We start from the raw sequence: 25,313 nt of genomic DNA, 5'->3' as shown, positions 1-25,313 counted from the left end.
TCATTTGATAAAAGGCTGTGCTATGAAATTATTGTTAAAAATTCGCATGTTTATTTTAAGTTGCTTAGTGTTAACTTGCGCCCAGTTAAATGCAGCTTGGTTTTCAGCAACAGGACAAGCAGTGGTAGTGGACGGAAATGTCGAACATGCGAGGCAACTGGCTACTGAGGAAGCGATTAAACAAGCCTTACTTTTTGCTGGCGCTAACGTAAGGAGCGTGCAAAAAATCACAAACGGCTTGTTGATGAATGATCATTTAGAAGTTCGAGCAATGGGTGAAGTCAGCAGTGTCGAATTAATCGATGAAATCCACGAAGACGGTGTTGTCACGGTTTCAATCAGAGCTGACATATTTGCTCAAAAAAGCCAATGCAGTGCAGCAGACTATACCAAGAAAATTGCTACCACTTACTTTCCTATAAGATACGAAGCTCAAGCATCTACAGGGCGAGTTCAAAAAATGGGGCAAGAAATTGCCTTAAATATGCAAGCAATGATGAATCAATTGACCCCAGGAATGCAATTAGCCCACATAGAACCTTATGTATTCGATTGGCATAAAGCGGATGTGAGTACTCATGCTAAATCATTAGCTAATAAAACCAATACCCAATATGTGCTGACTTTAGTCATTGATGATATTTCGGTAAATAAACAAAAATCCTCTCCCTTTGAATTTTACAAAGATGCGCTTTATTTGCGCGCGTTTGATTTCACCTTGAACCTGATCAATGGCGCTACAGGCGAAACCTTGTATACAAAGTCTTACCGCTCCACAGCGCCATGGGATTACAGCCCTACTACTTCTGTTGATGTAGCTTCACTGGATTTCTGGCGCAGTCACTATGGCGTAAATATTAAGCACTTATTACAAGAGAGTATTACAGATTTAGAGGAGTTTGCTACTTGCCAGCCTACCATGGGTCGTGTCTTACAAGTGGCAAATAATCAGCTTCAAATTAATTTAGGTAGGACTCATCAAGTTCAGGCTGGTGATCAATTGACCTTATTCAATGTTAAACAAATCACTGATCCATTTGGACAAGAATATCGACAATTTGTATTGCACCCTACTACCTTGGTTGTTCGACAAGTGTTTTCGAACACTGCAACAGTGAGTGCAATCGATAATAGTTTGTTAGGTAACGTTCAACCCAACGATTATGTAGCAAGGCAGTAGAATCAGCCTTGCTTCATATATAAATTAGCGTTTTTAATGCTTTCAAAGTCGTTAAACCGTACACCCTGCTGTCGCATAATTTCGTTTATTTTGCGACTAATTGCTTGGCGTAAATAGAAAGGTTGATTCGGCACAAAGTGATGAATAGTGTGAGTCTTACCAAAATTAAAGCAAAATAGGTGAAACGGAAAAAATAACCGACTTGTAAGCACATGGGTTTGCTCATAAAGATTGGTTACTTTGCCGTAATAGTGCATTGATGAGGTAACCAAGTTAAGTGATGTGGATCGAATCACATTGGGTAAGATCAAAACTACCATCAAAAATTCAAACACAGATAACACCGAGTGTCCCCACACAGGTATCATTTCAGACATTGGCAAGGCCAAGTTTAAAAGATGATAGAGAATGACGGTGTACAACACAATAAAGTAAGCCGTTGTTAGCGGGAAACCAGCATTAAATACTCGCTTAAAACTGAACCCTTTGATTTCACGTTTGAAGGTTTTGCGATTTATGACTAGACCTAATAATCCATCCACCACCACAATAAAACGTAGAAATGGATTTTTAATACCATTACCGACCAGTCTCTCTTCTAAATCCTGTTCAGTTCCCGAAACCTTATGATGGTGTAAATGTATTTTTCTTCGATACCATGGGTTAATGGTGTTTGGTCGCATTACCCACACCAAAAGCATCATAAAATTATGAACCAGAGGTTGGTTACTGAAATATTGTTTATGAATTAAGTCATGTTCAATTTCATGGGAAATTGAGGTTACCATGGCAGCAAGTATTATACATACCCATGCTGGAATTATGGCATAGTAATAAAGGCTAGCGAGACCAATCAGTGTCGCGAACGAAGTAAGTAGGATAATTAACCCCAAAGTATTCTGATGTGATAATACAGGATACTTAGCACGCAAACGCTTTTCTTCACTTTTTATCGCATTTACTATGGTTCTAATTTTTTCCTTGGCTAATTGATTTGTCATAGGCTTTTTATGTGACCAAAAATATACCCCGACTATACCTGATTTTCGACCTTGAATGAATACTTTGGTCGAGGTTTGAAGTCCGATGAGTGACTGAGTCGGGAAGCTAGAATTTATGTGTATACGGATAATTTTCTAAGATAGTTTGCTTCTTAAAAGCCTAATGTATTAATCTGAAAGCTCAGTGTAAGAATTCAGCTTTCGATTTTTTCAAAAAGGAAACCAAATAGGTGGCGATAATCCAATCTTTTGCTATCTCTCATATTGGTCACCGACAAGAAAATCAAGATAGCTTTTGTGTATTAGAAGATCCTCAAAGTAAAACTCACCTTGTCATTGTCGCGGATGGAATGGGTGGTCATTTAGGAGGAGCACTTGCAGCCCAAACCATTATTGAATCTGCTCGCAAAACTTGGTCTGCTTGTATTCCTATACAGGACCCTAATAAATTTCTTAAGCACTTAATTGAAGACGCTCATAACACTGTACTGAATATTCAGCGCAATGAAAACGCCTTTGCTCAAAGTACCTTATGCGCATTATTACTGCATCAACATTACTGGTGCAGCGCCCATGTCGGTGACTCCAGAGTCATACAAATTGCAAATGGCAAAGTATTAAAACGTACGCTTGACCATTCTATTGCTCAATTGGCGCAATCTCAGGGAAAAATCACCGAAGATGAATTAGCATCGCATCCTGATCAAAACAAGCTTTATAGCAGTATTGGTGGTCCAATATATCCTAAATTTGACATCCAACAATATGAAAGCGTCAGTTGCCGATTTGTGGTTTGTTCTGATGGTTTTTGGGAATTTTTCAATGCCAAAGAACTAGGTGAATTCATCGAAAAAGTTAATTCACAGCATCAGTTAGAAATGTTGGTTGAAACAAAACTGTCCGAAAAAAAGCGCCATGACAATGTCACAGCTGTCATTTTAGAGGTCTCAGGTGAGGATACTTCTGATGCAAGAAAAAATACTAATGGTGTTCGGTTATTAGAAAAAGCAAATAATACGTTAGGTCGTATTATTATAGTTTCCATCTGTCTTTTGGTTGTTTGTACTATTTTGCTGTTTTGGCTATAAGAGAAAGTTAATCGCGGTCTGCAGTGTAACTGTATGGTTTAATGTTAAGTCTTCTTTAGGGAGGTTACTTCATCTTTGAATTTTACTGTTCTAAGTTAGTCCCTCAAACTAAAAAGCCAAGTAGTAAAATACTACTTGGCAGCTCAGAAACAGATTATTTTTTAGCGTCAATATAATCAACCACACGGCGTTCTAAAAGAGATAAAGGCATTGCACCACCGCCTAGAATCACATCGTGGAATTCTCGAATATCAAATTTATCCTTCAATTCGCTTTCAGCTAAACGTCTTAACTCTTGAATTTTCAGCATACCGACTTTATATCCAGTCGCTTGGCCTACAAGCACCAAGTAACGGCGTACTTCTGATCTGGCTTGTTCTTCGGTTATCGCTGAGTTCGCCATAAAGTATTCAACCGCCTGATCTTCAGTCCAGCCCTTTGAATGCAAACCTGTATCTAGTACTAGACGAATTGCACGCCAAATTTCTGATCCTAATCGGCCAAACTCAGAAAGGGGATCTTGATAAGTGCCAGGCATCTCTTTAGCTAACCATTCACTGTAAAGTCCCCAACCCTCAGCATAAGCATTAAAACCAGCTTGGGTTCTAAATGTGGGTACATCGCCTAACTCTTGGGCAATGGCGATTTGCATATGATGCCCAGGTAAACCTTCATGGTAAGCAATAACCTCAAGTTCGCGTTTTGGCATAGCGGTCATATCAGATAAATGAGCATAATACACGCCTGGTCGACTACCGTCTGGGGTTGATGGGAAATAATGCTGTGCAGCACCATCTTGCTCTCTAAAAGGCTCAACGCGCTTAACTACCATGTCAGCTTTAGGCAAAATACCAAAGTATTCTGGCAACACGGCTTTGATTTTATCAATTGCCGCAGTTGCGTCGTCAATATAACCTTGACGCCCTGCATCAGTATTTGGATAGTAAAGTCTTTCGTCGTCTTTGGTTTCTCTAAGAAATACAAAAAACTCTTGTAACGTTCCTTCAAAGCCAAACTCTTGTTTAACTTTTTCCATCTCACTACGGAGGCGTTTCACTTCAGCTAAACCAATGTCATGAATTTCATCAGCCGTTAAAGTAGTAGTGGTATTTTGCTCGAGCATCATATTGTAATATGCATCACCGTTTGGCAGCGCGCTCGCACCTTGCGCTAATTCTGTGGCATTTACCATGTCCTCTTGCTGCCAAGCGATTAATCGCTCATAGGCCGGTTGCAATTCGTTTACTAAAGCATCTTTTACTTGCTGTAGCATCTGCTCAGCTTCTTCATCGGTTAGCTTTTCAGCGGCAACTAAACTCTCAATCTTAGATTTCGCATCTGACCATAACGAACTCTCCCCTTCATCTGTAAAAGGTTGTCCGGAAATGATTTTTTGTGATTCATCAATCACAGACTCAAAGGCAAAATATGGCGGTCTAACACCCAATTTAGCAACATCTTTAGAGCCTTTAATCAACTGGTCAATTGCCACTGCACTTGCAGAAATACGGGCAATATAGTTCTGCATATCCTGAGGTTCACTGACGCGATGAAATGCAATTAACAGTTGGGGGAAGAAACTATGTATGGCCTGCATTTGATCAAACACATAAGCGTTGTTTCTAAACTCATATGATTTCTCTGCACTTTCGGCTAAATACACCCAAATGTCATATGACAACTTTGCGTCCGCAGTTAATTTGTCGTAATCAAACTTTTCTTTTAACTCTGCTAAATTTTTGCGGCTACGCTCAATATTTCTGAGTGAACCTTGTTCACTAAAATCATCTATTTCGTCTTGTCTTTCCGTTCTGCCTAAAAAGGTTAATTGAATAGGACTATTAAGCACCCCTTCCTCATACTTTTCTTCAAACCAAGCATTTAAGCGTTTGGTTTCTTCAGCAATTTCACTTGCTGATGGGGCTTGTTGGGTAACAGAAGTCGTACTTTCAGCTTCTGAAGTATTAGAGGCGGGTTGGCAACCAAACAAAGCTGCACATGTCGCTAAAGCTACTAGGGTTAATCTCATTGTTTTTCCTGTGTGAGTCTTTCTTATGATGTAACAAAATGACAATACCATCGCGAAGATTATGCATGAAGTCTTACTTTTGGAAAAACTGTTACAAATGTTTACCAAGTTTTTTAACGACAAAAATTGACGTAGTGCAACTTTCTAAAACTTTGCGGCGTATCCCCCCACATAAACTCATTTTTATCAATATTTACACGCTTTAATCCAAAAAAGGAATTAGTTATGTTTCAGTCAAATATTAAAACAATCTTTTTGTCGTCTGTCGCCATAGTGCTCTTGGCGGTGTCAACTATATCTTATGCAACCCCTATTCTTGTGGGCACGAGCGATAGAGCTCTAGGGATTGAGAATTTACAAATTGGTGATGACCTTTTTGATGTTTCTTTCACTAATTTTGGAAGGTTTAATGACAGAGTAACCCAACCTATGGCTTTCGTTGGTAATGAGAGCATGGCGTTAGAAGCGGCAACTATAATGGCCAACTTTTTAACAGACAACACTGTTACTGGTTTAACCAATGTTTCGAATAATTTTAATACCATATTTGTGATGGTGCCATTTGAGTTTACTGCGGACGAATTTACCACTCATAGAGCAAGGAGTTTTGCTCCCCACGATGGTACTTGGAGCACTACTGCAACGCCATTAACCCTGTCTAGGACGGGCAATTTCGGCAACCTCGCTTTTGCTAACTTCACCCAACTTAATCCAGTAAATGCGCCCTCAAGTTTAGCTTTGATTGCATTGGTAACAATGGGCTTCTTCCTCAGACGTAAAAAAGCATAATGATTTGTTGTGCCAAGGACGGCTTTTTACCTACTTTATCCTACCAAGCCAATGGATGGCAAAGGATAACCACGGAGTTAGTCATATGCCCAAAGAATCAATAAATACCCTAGCGAAAGCGGCGTTATTTTTTTTCTTAACTTATCATTCATATGTTAAAGGCAATATTGCCATTCAGGACCAAGCTTTATTAGCATGTATTAACGAGCATGCAGAACAAAACCTTGTGCCCATTGAAAGGTTAGAAAAACTTAAATGCCATGGAAAAGACATTGAGTCACTAAAGGGTATTGAAAGCCTTACAAAGCTTGAACATCTTTCGCTCTATTCAAATCAAATATCTCAGGCGGATCTTAGTGCTTTAAAAGCGTTAACATATTTAAATTTAGCCAACAACCGCCTAAAGTCGTTGCACATACAAGGTTTAAACCATCTAGAAACCTTATATTTATTTAAAAACAACCTTACTCATTTGAATGTTTCAGGTCTTATAGGCTTAAAAAAATTAAGAATGACAGAGAACCGATTGCAATCGTTAGAAATGTCAGATCTCGTTTCATTAGAAGAAGCTTATCTTTGGGATAATCAACTTGAAGATTTGGATATTACGGCTTTAGATAAATTAACCTTCTTAGATGTTAAACAAAATCCAATGCCCGATGAGTTATACGATTTTTTCGATGAGCAATCCGGCATCACTATCAGTCACGATGGAAACGCCGACGATTGGAAGTAGAAATTTAAAATTTATATGACGCCGATACAATCAAACTGGTTAAATCTTCTTGAGAACTTGGTATTGCATCAATTCCGTTATCAGTAAAAAACATGGCAGCAATAAAAGTAAACTCCCAATCTCGCGTGTAGCGATATGCCACCTCAAGATCGACTTCATACCCTATAGTCCTGCCAGACGATGCACTATTAAATTGGTGCAATAAAGCCCGCCAGCGCAGTTTTCCACTTCTCCCTCGATAAGTGACAAATGTATCAGTTAACCCTTGAGCATTCGCATAACTTTGAAACACATCGGCCCATCCTAAAAACAAATGATTATTACCTAATGAAGTAACGAAGGCTAAGCCGTTATCTTGGCTAAGTCTTTCATGGGTAATACTGATTTCATGACTCTTATATTGTGCGCTTACTTCTGCTGAAAAATAAAATCCATTATAGTCCCAAGGGCTACTACTACTTGTTTGTTGGTGGGCAATTTCGGCACTGTAACCATATTTAATAGCTTCAGGTTTAATCTGACCTTCAATACGCATTCCAAAAGTATCGCTAGAAAACTGTCGGGCGGAACTATTGTTGAGCAGATATGCGTAGCCTGTTAAAGATACATATGGATTTACAGCATACGACAAATTAAACATATGACTATTGTGATCGTGATTTCCTAGTTCTGAGAAAGGTCTGATTGGGTTGGTTTCAAATCTAGGATCAGATTCAGGCAAAATAACACCAGCATCATCAGAAAATATTCTGTGCACCTTAGTCAAATATGCATAATTAAAATCCCACTTAATACCATCAGCATAGTGCAGTAACACGGCATCGAAGGTCTGATCATTTTGCCAAAATTCAACACTGCTAATATGGCGTTCATTGTCAAAATTTAAATGTTGCCGTCCTACTTTTACCAACCAATTAGTCTCAGATGAATATTGCATCCAAAACTGATTTAATTCACTGCTTGGCACATCTGAAATGGGACTAGTAGCAATATTTTCGGTGACAGAATTGAAGTTTCCTCGATTAAACCCATGCACGTGATCATATTGGGCTAACCCCGACCATTGGTGATTATTGTCCCAAGCGGCGGTAATTCGTAGAGCTAATGTACTCGCACTGGCATCACCTCTGTTTTGATCCTGTACTTGTTGATATCGGTAACGCCCTGAAGGTTCTATTTCCAACTGCTCAAAGAAGGTATTTGCATTCGCATTACTGCTAAGAGCCAATCCACATGCAACAGCTTGCATCACCTTTGTGTTTTTACGTGTTATCACCTTTATTTAAGCCTTTTTATTATAGGTTTTAGAGTTAGCTTTGGGCGTCCCATGCTGACAACCTTATACACAAGCCACGGGAAACAACTAATTCACTGGGTTCACCAATGGGAGAACCACCCTCTTCTTCAATGGATAAAATTAAATAGGAGGAATCCTTAATTAAACGCCATTCAGCCTCTGAAAGTTGACGTTGAAAGCTAGTCATATCTTTCGGCACCTGGCCCAAGCTACGAATTTGATTATCGGTTTTGGACGTTACCCAGAGCTCAAAACTTTCAGTTTCAGCAATTTCTGGTAATTCAATAATATCCAGCACTAAATTTTTTGAATTTCCGTAGGTTGCTGCCACCATCTGAGGTTGATTGTCGGAAGTTTCCATTACCGCTACATAACTTAAGGGATCTTCTTCAAAGGACCCATTGATCAGCAACACAGCAAACATCAAACAACAGGCAAAACTTATGGCGCCAAACCATTTAGGGTTTAAAATTGAGGACACCCAAGAAACCTGTTTTTGTGGAGCAGCGTTAAACTTAAGTTGCTTTTGAATGTTCTTCCACGTTTGCGGTGACGGCGCTAATTCAGGTGTCTTTTCATTTAAGGGGGAAAGCTTTTGTTCCCAATAACTAATGCGCTCATCGATAAGTTTATAGTCATACTCAAGCCTTAATCGTTCGAGGCGCTTTGTCACTAAAATACTTAACTGACCTAGTACGTATTGAGACGCTAAATGTTCCGCAACTTCGGGTTGTTGATAACGAGCCAAGGTGTTTTTCATTGTCCCAGACATTGTTTTAACCTCTCTGCACCACGTCTTAACCAAGACTTGATAGTATTTACTGGGCGTTCAAAATGCATCGCCAATTCTTCTCGACTAAAGCCAAGGTAATAAGCCATTAAAATTGATTTATGTTGGTTATCATCTAGTATCGATAAACAGTTGGATAGTTCCTGACTGAGTTCACACATTTGAATGCCCGTTTTGTGGGTACTTTCGATGGAATCAAAACTTTCCAGATCTGCCTTGTACTGAGCACCTTCAATGCGGCGCTTTTCAAATTTTATTCTGTCATAAGCTCGATACCGCACAATAGATGCCATCCATGTCATAGGCTCAGCTTTATCTGCTCGGTATTCCCCTGCGTTATTCCAGATCTGAATAAAAGCTTCTTGCAAAACTTCGTTAGCTGTATCTACGCTGTTAAGAATGCGATAGGCAATGCCATTTAACTTACCAGCAACTTTTTGATATAGGCGTGCGAATGCTGCTTGATCTTGCAGGGCACACCTTGCAAGCAATTCTTCAAGTAATTCTGATTCGATGGGCGTTGACATTACGTCCTCACAAAGCCCTAAGGCTTTTTGGGTTTATTTTGCTATTGCTGAGGATTACGCCAAGGAATATTGGAAAGTTGCAGTGGGAATCAATTCATCTGTGTAGACATGAATCTAGAAGATAATTGTATTAAAGATAGTCGGGAGATTTAAAAGGTTTTCACCGAAAAAGCGTCGAATAATTTTACATTGCCTGAGAACCCGTCTATACAAAACATGGTAACCCTCTGATTCTAATGTAAATATAAACTTAGGTCTAATTTTTGCTTTAAGTTTAACCGTCACATAGATTCAAGGAGAGATCAAAAAATGAAAACAGTAGTGCGCCCAATATTGGCAATGATTTTTGTATTTATGGCTTCAACAGCAAATGCAAACTTTATATCAGATGTGGGCGGAATCGATAATTTTATTACTAGCTTCAATGTACCAAACAGCGGTAGTGCAACGGAAGAAAGCTGGGTGGAGTCTGTTCTTGGTGCAGATGTGACTATAGACAATAGCTATTCATCTTCAGGAAGTAATTGGACGCTTGTAGATGATGCTGGAATTGACGATGTTTATTACTTAAGCTTAAGTAGTCCAGTGGATTATTTTTTAGTTAAATTAGGTAACGGTGGAACTTCCATTGACTCACATTACCTTTTTGAAAATATCGGCGATTTAGCATTTGCCGTTGTAGACTTTTCGGTAGCTGGGGTAGATTTTTCGATAAGAAATATTAGTATTGACCGTATGAGCCATGTGAGTGAGTTTTTGACTGACACACCGCCTTCTGGTGGACCTGGTACGTCACAACAAAATGTTTCTGCACCTTCAAACGTGCTTTTGCTAGCATTAGGGTTATTAGCCTTTGTTGTGCGTAAACGTAAAATGCTAGGTAATTCCATTTAGTACTTTTATCTTATTAGTTTTACCTAAAAGTGGCCTCAAATATTAAGACTCGCAATTAAATATATTTGTGGCCCTTTATATTTACTTAATGAGTAAGTAAATACCCAACCCCAGTCACAGCGATAAACCCCAATGAATATGCAATTAATAATGGGATTATAAAGCGCAAATAGCGCACAAAATTCAATTCTTCTACTTTACTCATAGCGACAACTCCAGCTGCTGAGCCAATGACTAAAAGAGAACCACCAACGCCTACTGAATAAGTTAAGGTTAACCACTCAGCTAAATTCATATCGATGCCTGATTTTAAAATTGCAGCTGTTAAGGGAACATTATCTAATAACGCGGATACTAGGCCTACGAGGTAATTTGCAGCTTGTACTGGGATCACATCGTACAATTGAGGAAAATATGACAACACTCTTAGTTCTTTAAGCATTCCTACTAGCAATAAAACCCCAAGAAAGAACAATAAAGTGTCAAATTCGATATGGCGAATATATTCGAGGACTTGCTCATCTCGGTTTAAAAACTGCACCACCATAAACATTAAAGAGAGTCCAAACAGAAAACAAAGTACAGGGGGAATACCAAACGCCACATTTGCAGCCAAAGTTCCTAAAATAGTTAATAAGAATAAACCCGCGACAATTTTATCGCCGCGATTGATAGACACATTGTTCTGTTCAAACACCAGTTGTTCTTTCATGCCAATTGACAACATACTGGCCAAAACCATAACCGCTAAGAACGCTGGAATACTGATGAGCAATAAATTGGTGATACTGACTTTACCGGCCAAGAATATCATTAGGGTAGTTACATCACCTGTAATTAATGCAGCACCACCGGCGTTGACTGAAAAGATGATCAAGACCAAATAGCGCAGTAGCTTTTTTGTGTCTAGATTTAAACTGAGCAAAAATGAAATACAGACTAATGTTGATGTAATGTTATCGGCGATAGAAGAAAACAAAAAGCCAAAGAGTCCGGTTAGAAACATTAGCTTTTTCTCACTGATGCGCTCTGGCAACATACGACCAACCATACCTTCAATGATGCCCTTAGCGGATAAGTAAGCCACAAAAGTCATAGCAGCCATCAAAAACAACCACAGAGTTGCCACATCTAGTAGGTTTTCATTCAGAACATCCATGCGTCCATTACTATCATGATCGCCAATGGGCAAAATGAAATACAGCACCCAAACCAATGAACCAAAGAACAAAGTGGTTTTAGCTTTATCGATATGCACGATATCCTCAACCACGATCGAAATAAAACCGAGCGCGACTAAGATTAGCAGGACTGTAGTCATCTAAAATGCCTTGATGTAGGACGGGAAATTGAGGGGCGAATTATAGCGAAAAGTCATGCCTACAGCGGCATTTATTTTTCGATATTCAAGATAAATTTAGGCTATATGAAAAGGCGTTGTAATTATTGATAATCAACTGTTAATCAATAGCAATCTTCGGTATCTTTTTGCACAAAATTAGGATTTATTTCTAATTAAATTTTACAAACATTCACAGCCGCTTTTTAAGTTCGTCTAACAAGGGCGAAGGCGTATTTTTCATTAATAAATCTTGTTTTTCTGCATAACTGAGTTTGTCTCTTCCGTTGTCTAAGAACTTCGATAAATAGGCTAGTCGATTACCATCAAAATCACCAAATGATGAAATATCCCATTGTAATACGCCATTCTCAGAACCCACATAAAGATCTTTTCCATTTGGGCTAATGGCCAGTGATAAGGTTCTTTTGTGGCCCGAAAAAGTGGCCAATTTTGCGCCTGTTTGCACATCCCATAAATACACTTGATCAATACTGACACTACCCGTTGCGGCTATATAACCTTTTGGATGAAAAGCCACTGAAACTGGGCCTCCAAAAAAATTCACATGCTCGGTTAGTTCAACGACCTGTTGCCAATTAGATTCTTTTGCGTCTTTTGCTTGTTCATTGGACTCTTGCTTGCAATAAAACAGCAATTTATTTTCGTTTACCACAACAATACGATTGACCTGGTTATTAATGCAAATAGACGTACTCTTCTCTAAACCAGTCTCGAAAATATAGGCAGGATCTGAGCTATTGATTTGTTTTATCGCCACTCGGCCTTTTACATCTATAGATACCAAGTGAGTGCCCGCATCATTGAAATGAAGGTTTTCAATCTTCACATCATGAACTCGATAATTTTCATTTCTTTTATTGGATACATCTTGAATTTGAATATTACCATCTTGATCGGCAAAAGCAGCCAATTGCGCTCCCTTGCATAAAGCATTTGCCGAGGTATTTTCAAGTTGTTGTAGGGTTTCAAATTCAGGCTCGTCGTCATAAATGCATAATAAAATATTGTGAGGCCTTCCTTCATCTAACAACAAGGTCTCATATTTAGGGTGGGTAACGATATTATAAGGACCTGAAAATCCCTTTGGTGTTTTTAATAAAAAGAACTCGTTATCGGATAAATCTTTAGTCAAAACACCCACTTTTGGATATCCGGCACTTATAAAGCTCCCACATTCACTAACACTTAGCGCCCAAGCATCATTAGTGTTATTAAATACATTTTTGGGTTTTGGAAAATTTATTGACCACATTCTTACAGTATTGTCTTCGCTTTCCCCTTGGTGCTTTACCGAAGCATTTACGTAGACCCCGGCGGAACTGACAAACCAGTTACCACGCTTACTCAAGGCTAAATCTGTCACGGGCCCAGTATGCCCCTTATATTCAGCTACACAAGTATTGGCTTTGAGATCAAATAGATGGATAATCCTGTCTGCAGTACCGATAAATAAAAATTGCTGGCATTTTGATTGTTTAATGGTTGAATTAGCCTCGGCATTTACCATAAGTTTATTTACCAACTTTCCAGTTTCCACCTCAAATACGCCTAAATATTCGCCCTCAACAGGGGCGACTAAATGACTTTCGTCAAGTAACATTTGTGCACTCGTAAATGAAATATTACGCAGGGTATTGGTACATAAAAGTTCACCGCTGCTTATATCCCATATTTGAATTGTCATGGCTTTTTTCTTTGTTTTTAAACAAATATGCCGCATTAGCACTATCAGTTGATAAGTTTCATGGATTAGATGCGTTAATATATGAGAATGATACCAGCGAATGTTAGGAGCATCTTTGTCTAAATGCTCAAGTGCACGTTCAATTGTGGGTAATTTCATGCTTTCACTGTCAGCTAAATCATGTAAAAGAACATGATTTGAGGAAGTCGAAACTAGCATAGCCGAATCGGCATTAAACTGAATCTTATCGACCCCATCAGTATGACTTAATGGAAATTGTGCGAGCAATTTTTGTGATCGCATTCCCCAAACTTTTATATCATTGTTTCGCTTGTCTTGGGTCGCTCTTCCACCGCTGGCTAGCATCATTTTGTCTGCAGATAACGTAAACGTCTTAACTTCTTCTTCGTGCTTTGTTAGCTCACTTACAAGCGTTTTAGTCTCAATATCCCAAACTCGAACCACACCACTTTCGCCAGCCACTAATAGCGAGCGATTGTCTTCTAATAATAGTGCTTTGTTGATTTTTTCTAGCGGTGGTTGCAATGCAAAACAAATCTCACAGCTTTGTATATCCCAAACGAAAAGTTGGCCACGATAGGAATACCCTAAAACCTTTGTTTCATCGTCACTAAGCTGCACATTTCCAAGGTGTTCACTAGCGCCATAAAATATCTTTTGAACCAAGGTTGGTTCGCTTGCTGCTGAAATAGCACTTCGCCACAAAGCGTGTTTTTCAGTGTGATGCGCGTTTTCTTCCAGCGTTAAGTTAGGATCATCCGATAAAATTGCGCCGGCAGCAATTTTGCGTAACGCAGAATCAAATTTACCATCTTCCAGTGCTGTTTGAGCCGGTTGCACAAAGCTTCGTTGAATAATAGTGCGTTTGAAATTACGATCTTTTTCTTCTTGCGCTAGGCTGGCATCTAAAAACTCAGATAATAAATCGGAGATTTCTAACGACGTATGAGAATGGTTTTTGAGCAGTTGATTTGCCCGAGCAATGGCATCAGCTCTCAGCAAATAAGACGGATTACGCCCATTGTTGTCCCATAAATAAGCAGCTTGCGTCAATCGGGTATGCTCTCTCACTAGAGCCTGATCTGACTTTAACGCTTGCACTAACCTATCAAATTCTCGTTGTTGAATGTCGGATTGATTTAAAAAAGTAAAGTTTATTCTTTGCAATCGTCCAGGTATTAAGTCTAATTCAGTGTCTTTTAGAATCACCGGAAATATGCGCTTTGCCAGACGTTCAGATTCATCCACTTCCCAAGAACATACATGAGATTTAATGGATTCAGGACTAATCAAAAACAGCACCGAATTAGCACTAGCAATCATATCTGACAAACGGGTTTGCCAATCTTCACCCGCTGCAATATCGTATTTATCGAACAATGCATTAAAGCCTTGGGCGTTTAGGTCATGGCGAATTTGCTCCGCTAATTCGATGTCTTGTCGGGAATAGGAAATAAAAACAGTATTTTGATCTTTGGACGATGGCATCGGGAAAACTCAGAACCTTAGATAAAATGAAAATAAACTAAACAAACAAAAGAGCATTTAGCGGTTTACATAGGGATAATATTTGCGAAGTGGGAACTTGTTTAGAAATAACGGAGGTTTGGTTGGTTCTATTACACTTCATAGAAATTACACTCAAAAGTACTGCTAATTTGTCAAATGCTTGGATTTGCTCTGAATGGCGTTGCTGCAAAAAACGCTTTTGCGGATAAATAATTAGGTGAATTTACCTTATCGTATAGCGAAAGACAAAGTTGAATTTTTGAAGGATGATATTTCCAAACATACTGTGAACGTTTTCTTTTTTATCAGTCGGATATGCCAATTGTTCAACTGCATGACTTTTTGTTCCACCATTGCACTAAATATTTCCCCAATTTTTTCAATTCAATTTACAAGTTATTATGAATAATATTTGAATTTTAGAACATACAGAACCTAGTGAGATTGATTACTATTACTGGATCATTTGTCGATAAAACTAATCAACGGCTGAAACACTTTCCAATCTTCTAAAACATGATGCTAAGAAAATAACTTTTTGAAAAAAGCCTTAAGATAATTATCTTTCTCTAACTCTTCTTGTTTCAATCTAGACTCTTCTTGTTGCAATCGAGATTCTTCTATAATTTTGGCTGAATAATTATCTAATGACTGAGTAGATCTTGACCAAGTAAAACCATTTCTTACTACCTTTGCAGGTATACCCAACAAAATAGAATTCTTTTCAAATGTCCCTCTGGATACAACTGATCCCAAGCCCACCACTGAGCCACTTAATACATTAGAGCTATTTAACAAAGTCGTTTGGCGAGCCAACCAAACATGTTCACCCACTTTAACCGAAGCCCTATCCGCGTTTACAATATCTCCACTCTCTACATTGACAATACCATGCTGATCTCCACATTGAAAAATTACATGATCTGCAATCATACAGTCTTCACCGATATGCACATCACCATTGTCACAAATTACCCGACACCCATTACTTGAAGTATTAGGATCAATATTTACGGTAGACGCCCCCCAGATACTAATAAAGAATTTTCCAAAACAATTATCGCCAATCGAAATTTTAGTATTAAATTCCGCGATAGAGATTGAAATCATTCCTGACTTAGCCCCTATTTCAATAATAACGTTTTCTAGTTTAGCCACGCCGCCATGACGCTCTACAATTATTTTCAAGCGACCACTTTTCAGTGCATCCTTCGCTAAATCACTTAGAATTAACTTACAAGATTCATTAAATTGACCATTAATTGACGCCCCATCTACCGCCTCAGACAGAGAATAAATAATCTTACCCACACAACTACCTCATCAATATAATTCTCGAAAATATAAACAACTAACAATCTAACATAAACTGGTCTTACCCGGTTTGAATCAGGCACGCGAGATGCATAGTAGAGATCGCCTCTGACGATTATTCAAACCAGTTCTGGATGGTAGAAATCTCGGATTTTGGCGGTCCAACCTGAACCACTATATTGCTTAACATAAATTAAATTAAAGATTTATGTTTGAACGAGTTTGCATAGTGATCGTTAAAATTGGAGCAACGTGAATACAATTCATAACAGTTTTCAATCCACTCATTGAATGAATATTTTGACTCATTGAATAAAGCGTTCTGACATTCAAACTCCAACTCTAACGCTTCTTTTACGACGGGTAAAATAGGCGGCTGAGAAAAGCCATGAAGTTCATTAGCTGGCATTGATATAGAATTTTCATCAAGTGAAAACCGCTTCTGAATCTCTTGAACGATCAGTTTTACAACGATATTAGAGGGATGGTTGTGAATATGAAATAATTTCTTTTGCTTGAAGTTTTGTTCGATAAACGATGAAATACAAACATCCAAATTGTAATTTACCTCTCTAGACTTCAACTCTTGAATAGATTCAGCGGCAACTTTTTTGATTTTGTTACGAATTGTTTGATTGAGCTCACTTAAAACTGTTATGGCCTGTTTTACATCTTTACCCGCATTAAAAAGCTGAATAAGTGTAGCGGAATGGTGGCTTCCTGTTTTTTCCATTAATGGGGTAAATGCTGTGTCAACTTGCGACAACTTAAATTCAACCAAATCAGGATGATATCCTTGAAAAAAAGCATTCGGAACTTTTATTCGGTTACTTTCCGATACAACACTTTCTACGTAACCTGAGCTTGCAGTTTGAAAATCTGAAGATAAAATTGGTTGATATACTACCAAGTCAACTTCCCTTAACTCACTTTCCAATTTTTTAAAATGCGGTGCTTTCATCAAAAAGACAGGGGGAATCCCAACTTCTTCAAAACTAGATTTAAATTCGTCGCTCGATTTCAATACGTTGATTATTGAGCCCCGTTGACAATTTCCTATAACAATAAAACGTTTCATTTTTACTTGTACTCAAACCTAACGTTTTTTTCATCAATCATGACTTTTTCTTCGGGCAAAAACACCCGATTATTTTGCGAATTATTTACAAATTTGAATAGTTTTTCGTTATCAAAGCCAAACCTGTTTTGCCAGTGTAAATGAACAACCGACACCTTACCGGATAGAATCGCTGTTTGTCCACCTCTGAAGTTTAGCTCAGTTGGAAGAGTAAAAACTTTAACCTTGTTTTTGTAAACGAGATTAGAAAGTATGGGCTGATCCGGATATCCGTTCTTCTTGCTTAATAATTCGGCTTTCCATGCATCTAAAATAGATGACACTTTTTTAGAGTTCCGAAATGCGAAAACTCCGGAGTTGAAATCAGGAAAGCACTGAGATGTATTCATTCTGGCGGTCGCGTGTGCCATCGCCATCTCATAACCGTCATCTAATAACTTGAATAACACGCTGATATCTTCACCAACATAAATATCGGTATCTAAAAATAAAACTTTTCCTTCTTTTACACTAGTAAGGGCATTTACTTTATCTCTAAAAGAATTTTCAGGATTTTTAATCTCTATTGGAGAAACATTTTCGAAGCCTGCAAACTCGCTTACAACATCTGTAAATATTTTAATTTTTTGTTTTGGCATCACCTTTTGAAGCTGAGCGATTGATAACTTGGCCTCATTTCTAAAGTACGGTTTAGTTGCAACGTAGACAACAATTCCCTCTTCATTCTTCTTTCTAAATATCATCTATCTACATCCAAGCATTTTGGCTATTAAAATTTGAAATTAGCTTTATCTCATCACCAGACAAATACAAATTTACATCTATGTCATTTTTTTGAGGAGCTTTATTTAACAGTGGATCCCATGCTTGCTCCTTTCTCTCTACCTTCGCATTTTGTGCCAACTTCGGATCAACACCAATAAATGAGAAGACTTTATCTAAGGTTCTTGTTGGGTCGCTCGTTAACTGCCCATATGGAACAACTATTACATTTTTACCATGCTCCTTAAATAAATGAGTAATTCTCTTATCAATGTTATTAAAATACTTCAGGTAATCTTCGGTACTATGCGCCAACCAAGCTATTGAAGGATCATCAGGGCGCTTCCCTAGCTCAATTTCTTTTTGATAGCGCTTTTTATGAGAAGCGATTATTTCAGCAGGAGCACGAGTGCATATCAATATTTTTGCATTTGGAAAGGTCTCAAGGATTTCTTCAGCACACCTTATGTGCGCAGGGGTCTTTTCTACCAGTCGTTTTTCGCCCAAATGCTTCCATGAATGATAGAAAAATGCACAAATGATATGTTTATACCGACGTTCAAACCAAATGTCTTTTCGCTTAGAATTGTTAATATATGGAACAGGCATGCCCTGTTCAGTCAGCATTTTATTTCGCTCAATTAACGGTGCAATGCTGTCTTGAAATGCAGTCAGATTTTCTGGTCCCAAATATACTCTCATTTCATAATTCTCAGCCTTGGCAGGTTCCAGCAATAGCCATGGCTTTATAAAACAAAATGTTTCTACGGTAGCGTGCGAAAAATCACAGAATGCAGGATGATTTGACACTTGTTGAAAAAGTAGGCTAGTCCCACTTCTTTCCGGCCCCATGATAAAAACAGGTTCTTGATCAACAGCCCATTCTGTAAGTGTTTTCTTATATGTTTGAAAATCCATTAACTTTTAGCCAAATAATCTTTTAAAGGTATCATCTTGCAACTCATTGTATTCATCGAATGCTGTTTTGGGATTTTCTTCCCGAAGATTCTGATGACTTTCATCAAACTCATAAAGACTTTCAACCAACTCCTCCACTGTCTAAAACTGATAAATTAAAGATGACGATTGTATCCCATCTATCGCACCAAGTATTACCAAAAGCGGTTTATCAAATGATAAAGCTTCCAAAGGGCTAATTTTAAGCTCCGTCCCACCGAGTATAGAATTATCAACTAAATTGATGTCCCTAAAGAATTTATCAAGGTCGTATACCACACCAATAAAATTAAACTCCTCGTTGATTGATACGAATGAATTAAAAAAACTTGCCTGCAAGATAAAATTCAAAACGCTCAAGCAGGCCGAGGTTTAAATTTAATTCATTTTGTAACGAGGTTGCTGATAAAACATTAAATGGCTTCCACTACCTATAAATCCAGTACGAACTTTTTAAAAATTGGCGGTTGAGCTTATAAAACCTGTAAAGGCGAAACATATCCAATTACTTCTAGTTCAATGCTGGTAATTTATCGGAAATGAATTAACTCATCATCCTGAATGCGATAGCTAAAATAGAGCGTTCGAGGACAAAAGCTTCGAGAACTTTATAAAAACCAAACATAATTCAAGAAGCCAAGATCAAACTGCCATCGGTTATGTAATTCCTCTGCCACGATGGATATTCTTTGACCGTGAGTATAAGGCGGTTTAAAGGTATTTACTACCCTCTGTGATAGCTTCTGTTAATTTGCAGTTAAAAGTGATCCACCGAGCCTGTAACGTAACGACAGCCCTTAATTCGAATAGTGCACACGTAGATCAATATAGCCCTTTTCCTTCATTGAGTAATACATTTTATTTTTCCAATGGATTTGAACATGAACCTGATTTTTATATCGCTGGTCGAAACAACAATAATTACTGAATCACTAATAGTTGATTTTAACCCAAGATGCATTCTCTGTGCCTTGGGTAGCCCTTAATATAAATTTTTCAAATTGATAATATGGACTTCTGTCAGTTTCCAGTCTTGATTTTTACAAGTCAATATCTAAGAACTGATAGTTTGTTTTCTTAAAGCCTTCTCCCCATGGAGCATTAAACGCGAGTGCTACGGCTTCCTCAAGCTACCCTTCTAGATATTTAGAAATTTTTTTTTCGGTTTGACAAATACTAGTGCCTTGTATCGTTTCCCTGCTGGTCTTACTCTAGTGTATTGGCCTCGCAGATCAAAACGGTTTTATTTCCATTGTTATTCCGTATTTGTTCTGAAGTATGAGCCAAGCCCGCGCGAACTCTTCGTATTACGCTTCAAGATATTTTTGGCCTGTACGCCTGCCATCGACGAGTCTAGTGTCATTCATAGGTATTTAAAAACAGCCGCATAAACGCTGCAGGCTAGGGACTAGTTTCAATTTAGATAAAATTGACTGCGCCCCTTTAACTTGCTTTCAACGAAACTGCTCCCTTGATCTGTTATAATTCATTGCACCTAGAAGTATCGGCTTTGTAACCTTTGAACATATTGTCCATCTCAACCAAATAGCTTTTTACTTCTTCAGCCGTAAGCCTGTTTAGAAGCGTTTCGAGCACTTGCTTGTAGTGTGGTTTGTTGTTTGCAGAAACAATACTCTCTATAGCCATTTCAGCAAAAGGTCTATCTTCAAATTGGTACTTTAATGCTATTTTCGATAAATACTCAAGGTCTTCCTTGCTGCCTAATTGACCTAAAAGACTAGTAGCAGTTTGAGAAAAACGAGATTTTTTACCTATTAAATGTTTACTAAGCTGCCGATATTCCTCAACGTCCGGTTTTGTTAAACCACAGTTCGATGTTACTAGTATATAGTGATAAATTGCCTGAATTTGAACTCCTTCATCCTTTAATATTTCATACTCATATGAGTTATTAATTATTCTATTTAGAATATTAATATATTGATCTAATGGAAGATTTTTTTTGTTTTTCAGCAGAGATAACACCAGTTAAAGGGCTGGCAATTTGAATGTATTCATAGTTCTGAAGATCATTTATTTTCAGACCGGAATTTTGAAACTCTTGTTCCGAAACAAAAATTCTTTTCTCAAGAAAAGTTTCAATAGAATTATCATAAGAGTGTTTTGCATATGATGAACTGCATAAGCAATTTATGATTGCCAAAGTCAACGGGACTAATATCTTAAATTGACTTATCATTGATTTAACCATTTTGGTGTCGGCATTGCTATCGGTACTTCGAGCATAGGTCCATTTTCATATGAAATAAACAATAAACATTAGATAAAATCAATAATTCAAGCTGCTGGAGTGATGAGATACGTCACAAGGGCTGTACTCAAAAATGATACAACCATTTGTGCTAAAACTATCCTTCGAGTGAACTTTATAAGGTGATGCCATTTTTTTTCAAAAGCAATGTTTACATCTATTCTTCGCGCTATTCTTATATTAATAATATGCAATGCAACGACCAGAACAATCACTGATATAATAATCCATTTCTCATTCAATCTATCGAGCCAATATAAAAATAAGATAACAAAAGGTAATATATTCATCGCCTGCATTATACTTAAGTGATGTACTGCGCTAAATATGACATCTTTTTTATCACATCCCTTTTTGACGAAGTCCGCAACGGCTCCTCTATAATAATTTATCATCTATTAAATCCTGAGTTTGGTAAACCGAATGCTTCCCTAAAATAAGATTCTACTCCTTGTAACTGCATCTTCTTATATTCGTTGGCCAGTTGCGTTTTAACATTCACACTATTGGTTTCGGGTCAAAATCGACCAATATTTGGCCACCCCTACAGGACTTGAACCTGTATCAAAGACTTAGGAGGTCTCCGTTTTATCCAGTTAAACTAAGGGGTGACTGTGAGAAGCGATATTTTGTGTCAAAACGCACACTAACACAACCTTGGTTTAGTCCCATCGTTGACTAAACTTCAAGTTTAAATTTAACGGATAAAAAAACAGCCTCGCAAAGAAGGCTGTTTAGACGTAAATGGAATTTAGCACTATTGCAATAAAAGTTGCGCTGCAGTTTCTATTGCTGTGTCTATATCATTTTCTCTATCTTCCAGTTCTAAAAACGGCACTTCAACATCCACTGAGATACCACTACCTTCCAGCCATTGTCCTTGCGGATTATAGAAAAACTGATTGGATAATTTTAGCTCAAAACCTACAGGAAGAATCCAGTCTAATGTGGTCGACAATGCGCCTTGTGTTGCCTCCCCTACTAAGGTGACATGAGGCATTACCGACATAGTTTGAGCAAAATACTCCCCTGCTGACGTAGTGGTAGCACTGGTTAATACCACAATATTACCTGTGTACTGTGAATCCCCTAAAGGCTCAACAAATACTTGGTTTAAAGCAGTTTTATCGCTACCTAACCTCGTTTGTTTGCTATAGGCATGTCTTGTTTGGTCAGCAAATCGCCCTGCAATGGCTAAACTTAGCGTTTCTTGACCACCACCATTGGTACGTATATCAATAATCAATCCTTGCGTATTGGCAAAATCATCAATGACTTGGTCCAAGGCCTCATTCAACGCCTCATACCAAGCATCAAACAAATATTGAGGAATATCCGCATCGTTTTGTTCTGTAAAATAAGCCATATTATTGATTCTTAAATAGCCTACACCATTGGTTTCAAACCACACAAACTGGCCATTGGCTGCAGTTTTAATTTGATTTTGGTTTTCTGCATAACCATCAACAACCCCATAAAATGCTTGAATCTGCTGGTCGATATATTGATTAATCTGAGCCGCGATGGCAGGTGTCAAATCATCTTCCTCCAAAGGAAACGGCAAGCCATTATTTTGTGCATATTCTTGAATCAATACCTGATACATCAGCGGCTTATTATTGACGTTAAAGCTAGTGCCATTTTCAAAAATGATACTGTTGTGAGAATCGGCTAATGGCGTAAGCATTTCAGCGATAGCTTCAAATAGTTCTTGTTCATTTGAAGCAGTATTTAACAATGGTGCGATCTGGGCGTATAAGCCAGGCCAGTCGACATCCTTCAAACCGAAATCAACATAATGCTCAGCAAATAATTGATAAAACATATCGAAATCTCGCTCGGCATTATACTGATAGCCTTGTTGCCCTTTCAGGGCAACTAGATTATTAATGCAGGCATTGGGTAGTGCTGTGGCTTTTTCAAATGTTTGCAATAGCTGATTAAATCCAGACTGAGAACTTAGCGTATATTCTTCAAGGGAATTGCCATCTGCACTTAATCGTAAATATGTGCTTAGTTCGGCGTTGGAAATACCTTCCAATTCGTCGGTTTTAATACAAAAATCACTGGTGTAGCTAAATCCTGAGACATTATTGGACGTAATTTGCCATACTTTACCATTAGCAGGCGATGCCCAAACCCCTTGATATTCAACTGCTATGTTTTGCGCCGGCAAATTGTTAATGGGTGAATTATTGGAAGAATCACCACTGCCAGAACCACAACCGGTTAACACTGAAGTTCCCAATATCACCGCTGTTGCAAGTGTTACTAACGAAAGTTTCATACCCTATTCCTTTTATTTAGCAATTATTCAACGATATCTTTTGCTAATCGTTTTGACTTGGGAGCTAGATTACTAGGCGATGGGTAAAATAAAGGTGAAGCAGTTAGGATTTATTTTAGGGCAATAAAAATGGCCAGCATTATGCTGACCATTAAATTTAAAACTAACAATAAATTAGTTTGAAAGTGAAGGTGCTTTACGTGCTTTGCTAATCTGCTCAAAATGATAGGCGGCTTCAATTAACACGGGTTCAGATAACTTGGTGCCAAAGAACGAAAGTCCCACCGGCATGCCTTGAACATATCCCATAGGCACTGTGATATGTGGATATCCTGAAATGGCCGCTGGTCCACTGGCAGCCCCTAAAAAGTGGTCTCCAGTTAAATGATCAATTTTCCAAGCACCTTGATTACTAGGCGCAATTAACATGTCTAAATCATGTTGTTTTAACGCTGCGTCAATCCCATCAGGACCTGACATTTTTTTCAACTGGGCTTGTTTTTCAACATATTCTTGTTCAGACAAACTGGGTTTAAGGGCTTGCAAAAATATTTCTTGACCAAAATATGGCATTTCATCGTCAGCATGTTGTTTATTAAATTCAATGAGCTGTTCAAGGGTTTTGGGCACGCCTTCGGCAGTGCTGGCTAGGTATTGTTCAAGGTCTGGTTTGAATTCATAAATTAGAATTTGATATTCCAGTGATCCCCATTTTCTGCGGTCTGGTAATTCCACCTTATCGATGATTTCAGCACCAGCACTTTTCAGTAATTCAATTTGCTTTTCAAATACTGCATCTACGTCTGCATGATAACCACTGAGCTCTCGCACAACACCAATGCGCTTGCCTTTTAAACCATCCGCTTTTAAATGAGATAGATAATCAACATCCGCCTTAATCGCTTGCTTGTCATTATCATCAAAACTCACCATGGCTTGCAGTAAAGCAACAGCGCCAGCGACAGAGCGCGCCATAGGTCCAGCTGTATCTTGGCTATGAGAAATAGGAATAATACCATTTCGACTAACTAAACCCAAAGTGGGTTTTATGCCCACTATGCCATTTACCGAAGATGGACAAGTCACCGAACCATCGGTTTCTGTGCCTACCGCCAATAAGGTAAAATCTGCAGCGACAGCCACCCCAGAACCTGAACTAGATCCACAAGGGCTGCGAGTTAAATCATAAGGATTGCGGGTTTGACCATACATGCCAGACCAACCGCTACTGCTACGAGATGATCGAAAGTTTGCCCATTCACTTAAGTTAGTTTTGCCTAAGATAATCGCCCCCGCATCTTTGAGTCTTTGCACTAAAAATGCATCTTCATTAGGAAAGTTATTTTTAAGAGCCAATGAACCAGCACTGTTGCTCATTCCGTCGCCAGTATCAATATTATCTTTCAATAAAACAGGCATACCGTGAATTGGACTTCTAGGCCCCTTTTCGGCTCTTTCTTTATCCAGTTCCATCGCCACTTTGAGTGCTGTAGGACTAATTTGTGAAACGGCATTAGTGCTATTTTCTCTATTATCTACCAATTCAATGCGCTGTAAATAGTAGCGCACCAATTGTTCACTGGTAATTTCACCCGCTTGCAACTTAGCGTTGGCTTGAGACCAATTGAGTTCCGACAAAGTGATTTTTGCTACTGCAGAAAAAGAAAAACAAACCGTGGCTATTAGTGCGATAAAACGATGCATCATTTATATCCTAAAATTTTAGTCTCAGTAA

The 25,313-nt window shown here is 38.3% G+C and carries 20 protein-coding genes and 1 tRNA gene; 5 read left to right on the top strand and 16 right to left on the bottom strand.

Going from position 1 to position 25,313, the window contains the following annotated elements:
* The first annotated feature begins 22 nt into the window (after window positions 1-22).
* On the top strand, window positions 23-1,180 hold the full coding sequence (locus ACNKW3_RS13870) for a flagellar assembly protein T N-terminal domain-containing protein (protein WP_427399906.1): 1,158 nt from the start codon (window positions 23-25) through the stop codon (window positions 1,178-1,180).
* Between the two features lie 2 nt (window positions 1,181-1,182).
* Here ACNKW3_RS13870 and ACNKW3_RS13865 read toward each other — a convergent pair whose 3' ends face one another.
* Window positions 1,183-2,181: a fatty acid desaturase gene (locus tag ACNKW3_RS13865; protein WP_427399905.1), complete on the bottom strand. Its 999-nt coding sequence runs from the start codon at window positions 2,179-2,181 to the stop codon at window positions 1,183-1,185.
* A 230-nt stretch (window positions 2,182-2,411) separates the two neighbouring features.
* Between ACNKW3_RS13865 and ACNKW3_RS13860 the strand changes: the two genes are divergently transcribed.
* Window positions 2,412-3,269, top strand: a complete 858-nt coding sequence (locus ACNKW3_RS13860; protein WP_427399904.1) for a PP2C family protein-serine/threonine phosphatase — start codon at window positions 2,412-2,414, stop codon at window positions 3,267-3,269.
* 154 nt (window positions 3,270-3,423) lie between these two features.
* Here ACNKW3_RS13860 and ACNKW3_RS13855 read toward each other — a convergent pair whose 3' ends face one another.
* A complete protein-coding gene (locus ACNKW3_RS13855; RefSeq protein WP_427399903.1) occupies window positions 3,424-5,298 on the bottom strand; it encodes a DUF885 domain-containing protein in 1,875 nt (624 codons plus the stop codon).
* 225 nt (window positions 5,299-5,523) lie between these two features.
* On the opposite strand from ACNKW3_RS13855, the gene ACNKW3_RS13850 reads away from it, so the two are divergent.
* Together ACNKW3_RS13850 and ACNKW3_RS13845 are read left to right on the top strand one after the other, a co-directional pair.
* On the top strand, window positions 5,524-6,087 hold the full coding sequence (locus ACNKW3_RS13850) for a PEP-CTERM sorting domain-containing protein (protein ID WP_427399902.1): 564 nt from the start codon (window positions 5,524-5,526) through the stop codon (window positions 6,085-6,087).
* A gap of 85 nt (window positions 6,088-6,172) precedes the next feature.
* Window positions 6,173-6,823 carry a leucine-rich repeat domain-containing protein gene (locus ACNKW3_RS13845; protein ID WP_427399901.1) on the top strand — a complete coding sequence of 217 codons (651 nt, stop codon included), beginning with the start codon at window positions 6,173-6,175 and terminating at the stop codon, window positions 6,821-6,823.
* A 4-nt stretch (window positions 6,824-6,827) separates the two neighbouring features.
* Here the strand turns inward: ACNKW3_RS13845 and ACNKW3_RS13840 are convergent, their stop codons facing one another.
* The 3 genes from ACNKW3_RS13840 to ACNKW3_RS13830 are packed head-to-tail and all read right to left on the bottom strand — an operon-like array spanning window position 6,828 to window position 9,437.
* Entirely contained in the window at window positions 6,828-8,099 is a 1,272-nt protein-coding gene (locus ACNKW3_RS13840) for an alginate export family protein (protein WP_427399900.1), read from the bottom strand.
* A gap of 34 nt (window positions 8,100-8,133) precedes the next feature.
* Window positions 8,134-8,892, bottom strand: coding sequence for an anti-sigma factor (locus ACNKW3_RS13835; protein ID WP_427399899.1), 759 nt, complete (start codon window positions 8,890-8,892; stop codon window positions 8,134-8,136).
* On the bottom strand, window positions 8,877-9,437 hold the full coding sequence (locus tag ACNKW3_RS13830) for a sigma-70 family RNA polymerase sigma factor (protein ID WP_427399898.1): 561 nt from the start codon (window positions 9,435-9,437) through the stop codon (window positions 8,877-8,879). The genes ACNKW3_RS13835 and ACNKW3_RS13830 overlap by 16 nt, the downstream gene beginning before the upstream one ends.
* A gap of 309 nt (window positions 9,438-9,746) precedes the next feature.
* On the opposite strand from ACNKW3_RS13830, the gene ACNKW3_RS13825 reads away from it, so the two are divergent.
* Entirely contained in the window at window positions 9,747-10,331 is a 585-nt protein-coding gene (locus ACNKW3_RS13825; RefSeq protein WP_427399897.1) for a hypothetical protein, read from the top strand.
* A gap of 85 nt (window positions 10,332-10,416) precedes the next feature.
* Here the strand turns inward: ACNKW3_RS13825 and nhaD are convergent, their stop codons facing one another.
* The 11 genes from nhaD to ACNKW3_RS13770 all read right to left on the bottom strand — a co-directional run bounded on the left by nhaD (window position 10,417) and on the right by ACNKW3_RS13770 (window position 25,285).
* Window positions 10,417-11,652 (bottom strand): sodium:proton antiporter NhaD, encoded by a 1,236-nt coding sequence (nhaD, locus tag ACNKW3_RS13820; protein ID WP_427399896.1) that lies wholly within the window; start codon window positions 11,650-11,652, stop codon window positions 10,417-10,419.
* A 211-nt stretch (window positions 11,653-11,863) separates the two neighbouring features.
* Complete coding sequence (locus tag ACNKW3_RS13815) at window positions 11,864-14,887, bottom strand: toll/interleukin-1 receptor domain-containing protein (protein ID WP_427399895.1); 3,024 nt, start codon at window positions 14,885-14,887, stop codon at window positions 11,864-11,866.
* A gap of 543 nt (window positions 14,888-15,430) precedes the next feature.
* Entirely contained in the window at window positions 15,431-16,219 is a 789-nt protein-coding gene (locus ACNKW3_RS13810) for an acyltransferase (RefSeq protein WP_427399894.1), read from the bottom strand.
* A gap of 196 nt (window positions 16,220-16,415) precedes the next feature.
* Window positions 16,416-17,300, bottom strand: coding sequence for a WcbI family polysaccharide biosynthesis putative acetyltransferase (locus ACNKW3_RS13805; protein ID WP_427399893.1), 885 nt, complete (start codon window positions 17,298-17,300; stop codon window positions 16,416-16,418).
* A 2-nt stretch (window positions 17,301-17,302) separates the two neighbouring features.
* Window positions 17,303-18,043, bottom strand: coding sequence for a putative nucleotide-diphospho-sugar transferase (locus tag ACNKW3_RS13800; RefSeq protein ID WP_427399892.1), 741 nt, complete (start codon window positions 18,041-18,043; stop codon window positions 17,303-17,305).
* Window positions 18,044-18,047: 4 nt separating this feature from the next.
* Window positions 18,048-18,980, bottom strand: coding sequence for a sulfotransferase family protein (locus ACNKW3_RS13795; protein WP_427399891.1), 933 nt, complete (start codon window positions 18,978-18,980; stop codon window positions 18,048-18,050).
* 1,518 nt (window positions 18,981-20,498) lie between these two features.
* Window positions 20,499-21,005, bottom strand: a complete 507-nt coding sequence (locus ACNKW3_RS13790) for a hypothetical protein (RefSeq protein ID WP_427399890.1) — start codon at window positions 21,003-21,005, stop codon at window positions 20,499-20,501.
* 312 nt (window positions 21,006-21,317) lie between these two features.
* The gene (locus ACNKW3_RS13785; RefSeq protein ID WP_427399889.1) at window positions 21,318-21,686 is read right to left on the bottom strand and encodes a hypothetical protein; all 369 of its coding nucleotides are present in this window, start codon (window positions 21,684-21,686) and stop codon (window positions 21,318-21,320) included.
* A 140-nt stretch (window positions 21,687-21,826) separates the two neighbouring features.
* A tRNA-Arg gene (locus ACNKW3_RS13780) sits at window positions 21,827-21,902 on the bottom strand.
* A 146-nt stretch (window positions 21,903-22,048) separates the two neighbouring features.
* Window positions 22,049-23,578 carry a S41 family peptidase gene (locus ACNKW3_RS13775; RefSeq protein ID WP_427399888.1) on the bottom strand — a complete coding sequence of 510 codons (1,530 nt, stop codon included), beginning with the start codon at window positions 23,576-23,578 and terminating at the stop codon, window positions 22,049-22,051.
* A 174-nt stretch (window positions 23,579-23,752) separates the two neighbouring features.
* Window positions 23,753-25,285 (bottom strand): amidase, encoded by a 1,533-nt coding sequence (locus ACNKW3_RS13770; protein WP_427399887.1) that lies wholly within the window; start codon window positions 25,283-25,285, stop codon window positions 23,753-23,755.
* Window positions 25,286-25,313: the final 28 nt, after the last annotated feature.

Origin of the sequence: Glaciecola sp. 1036 (assembly GCF_050306235.1) — a bacterium.
In the GTDB taxonomy this organism is placed as follows: Bacteria; Pseudomonadota; Gammaproteobacteria; order Enterobacterales; family Alteromonadaceae; genus Glaciecola.
Note: the sequence above shows the minus strand (reverse complement) of the source record. Positions and strands in the feature narration are given on the sequence as shown.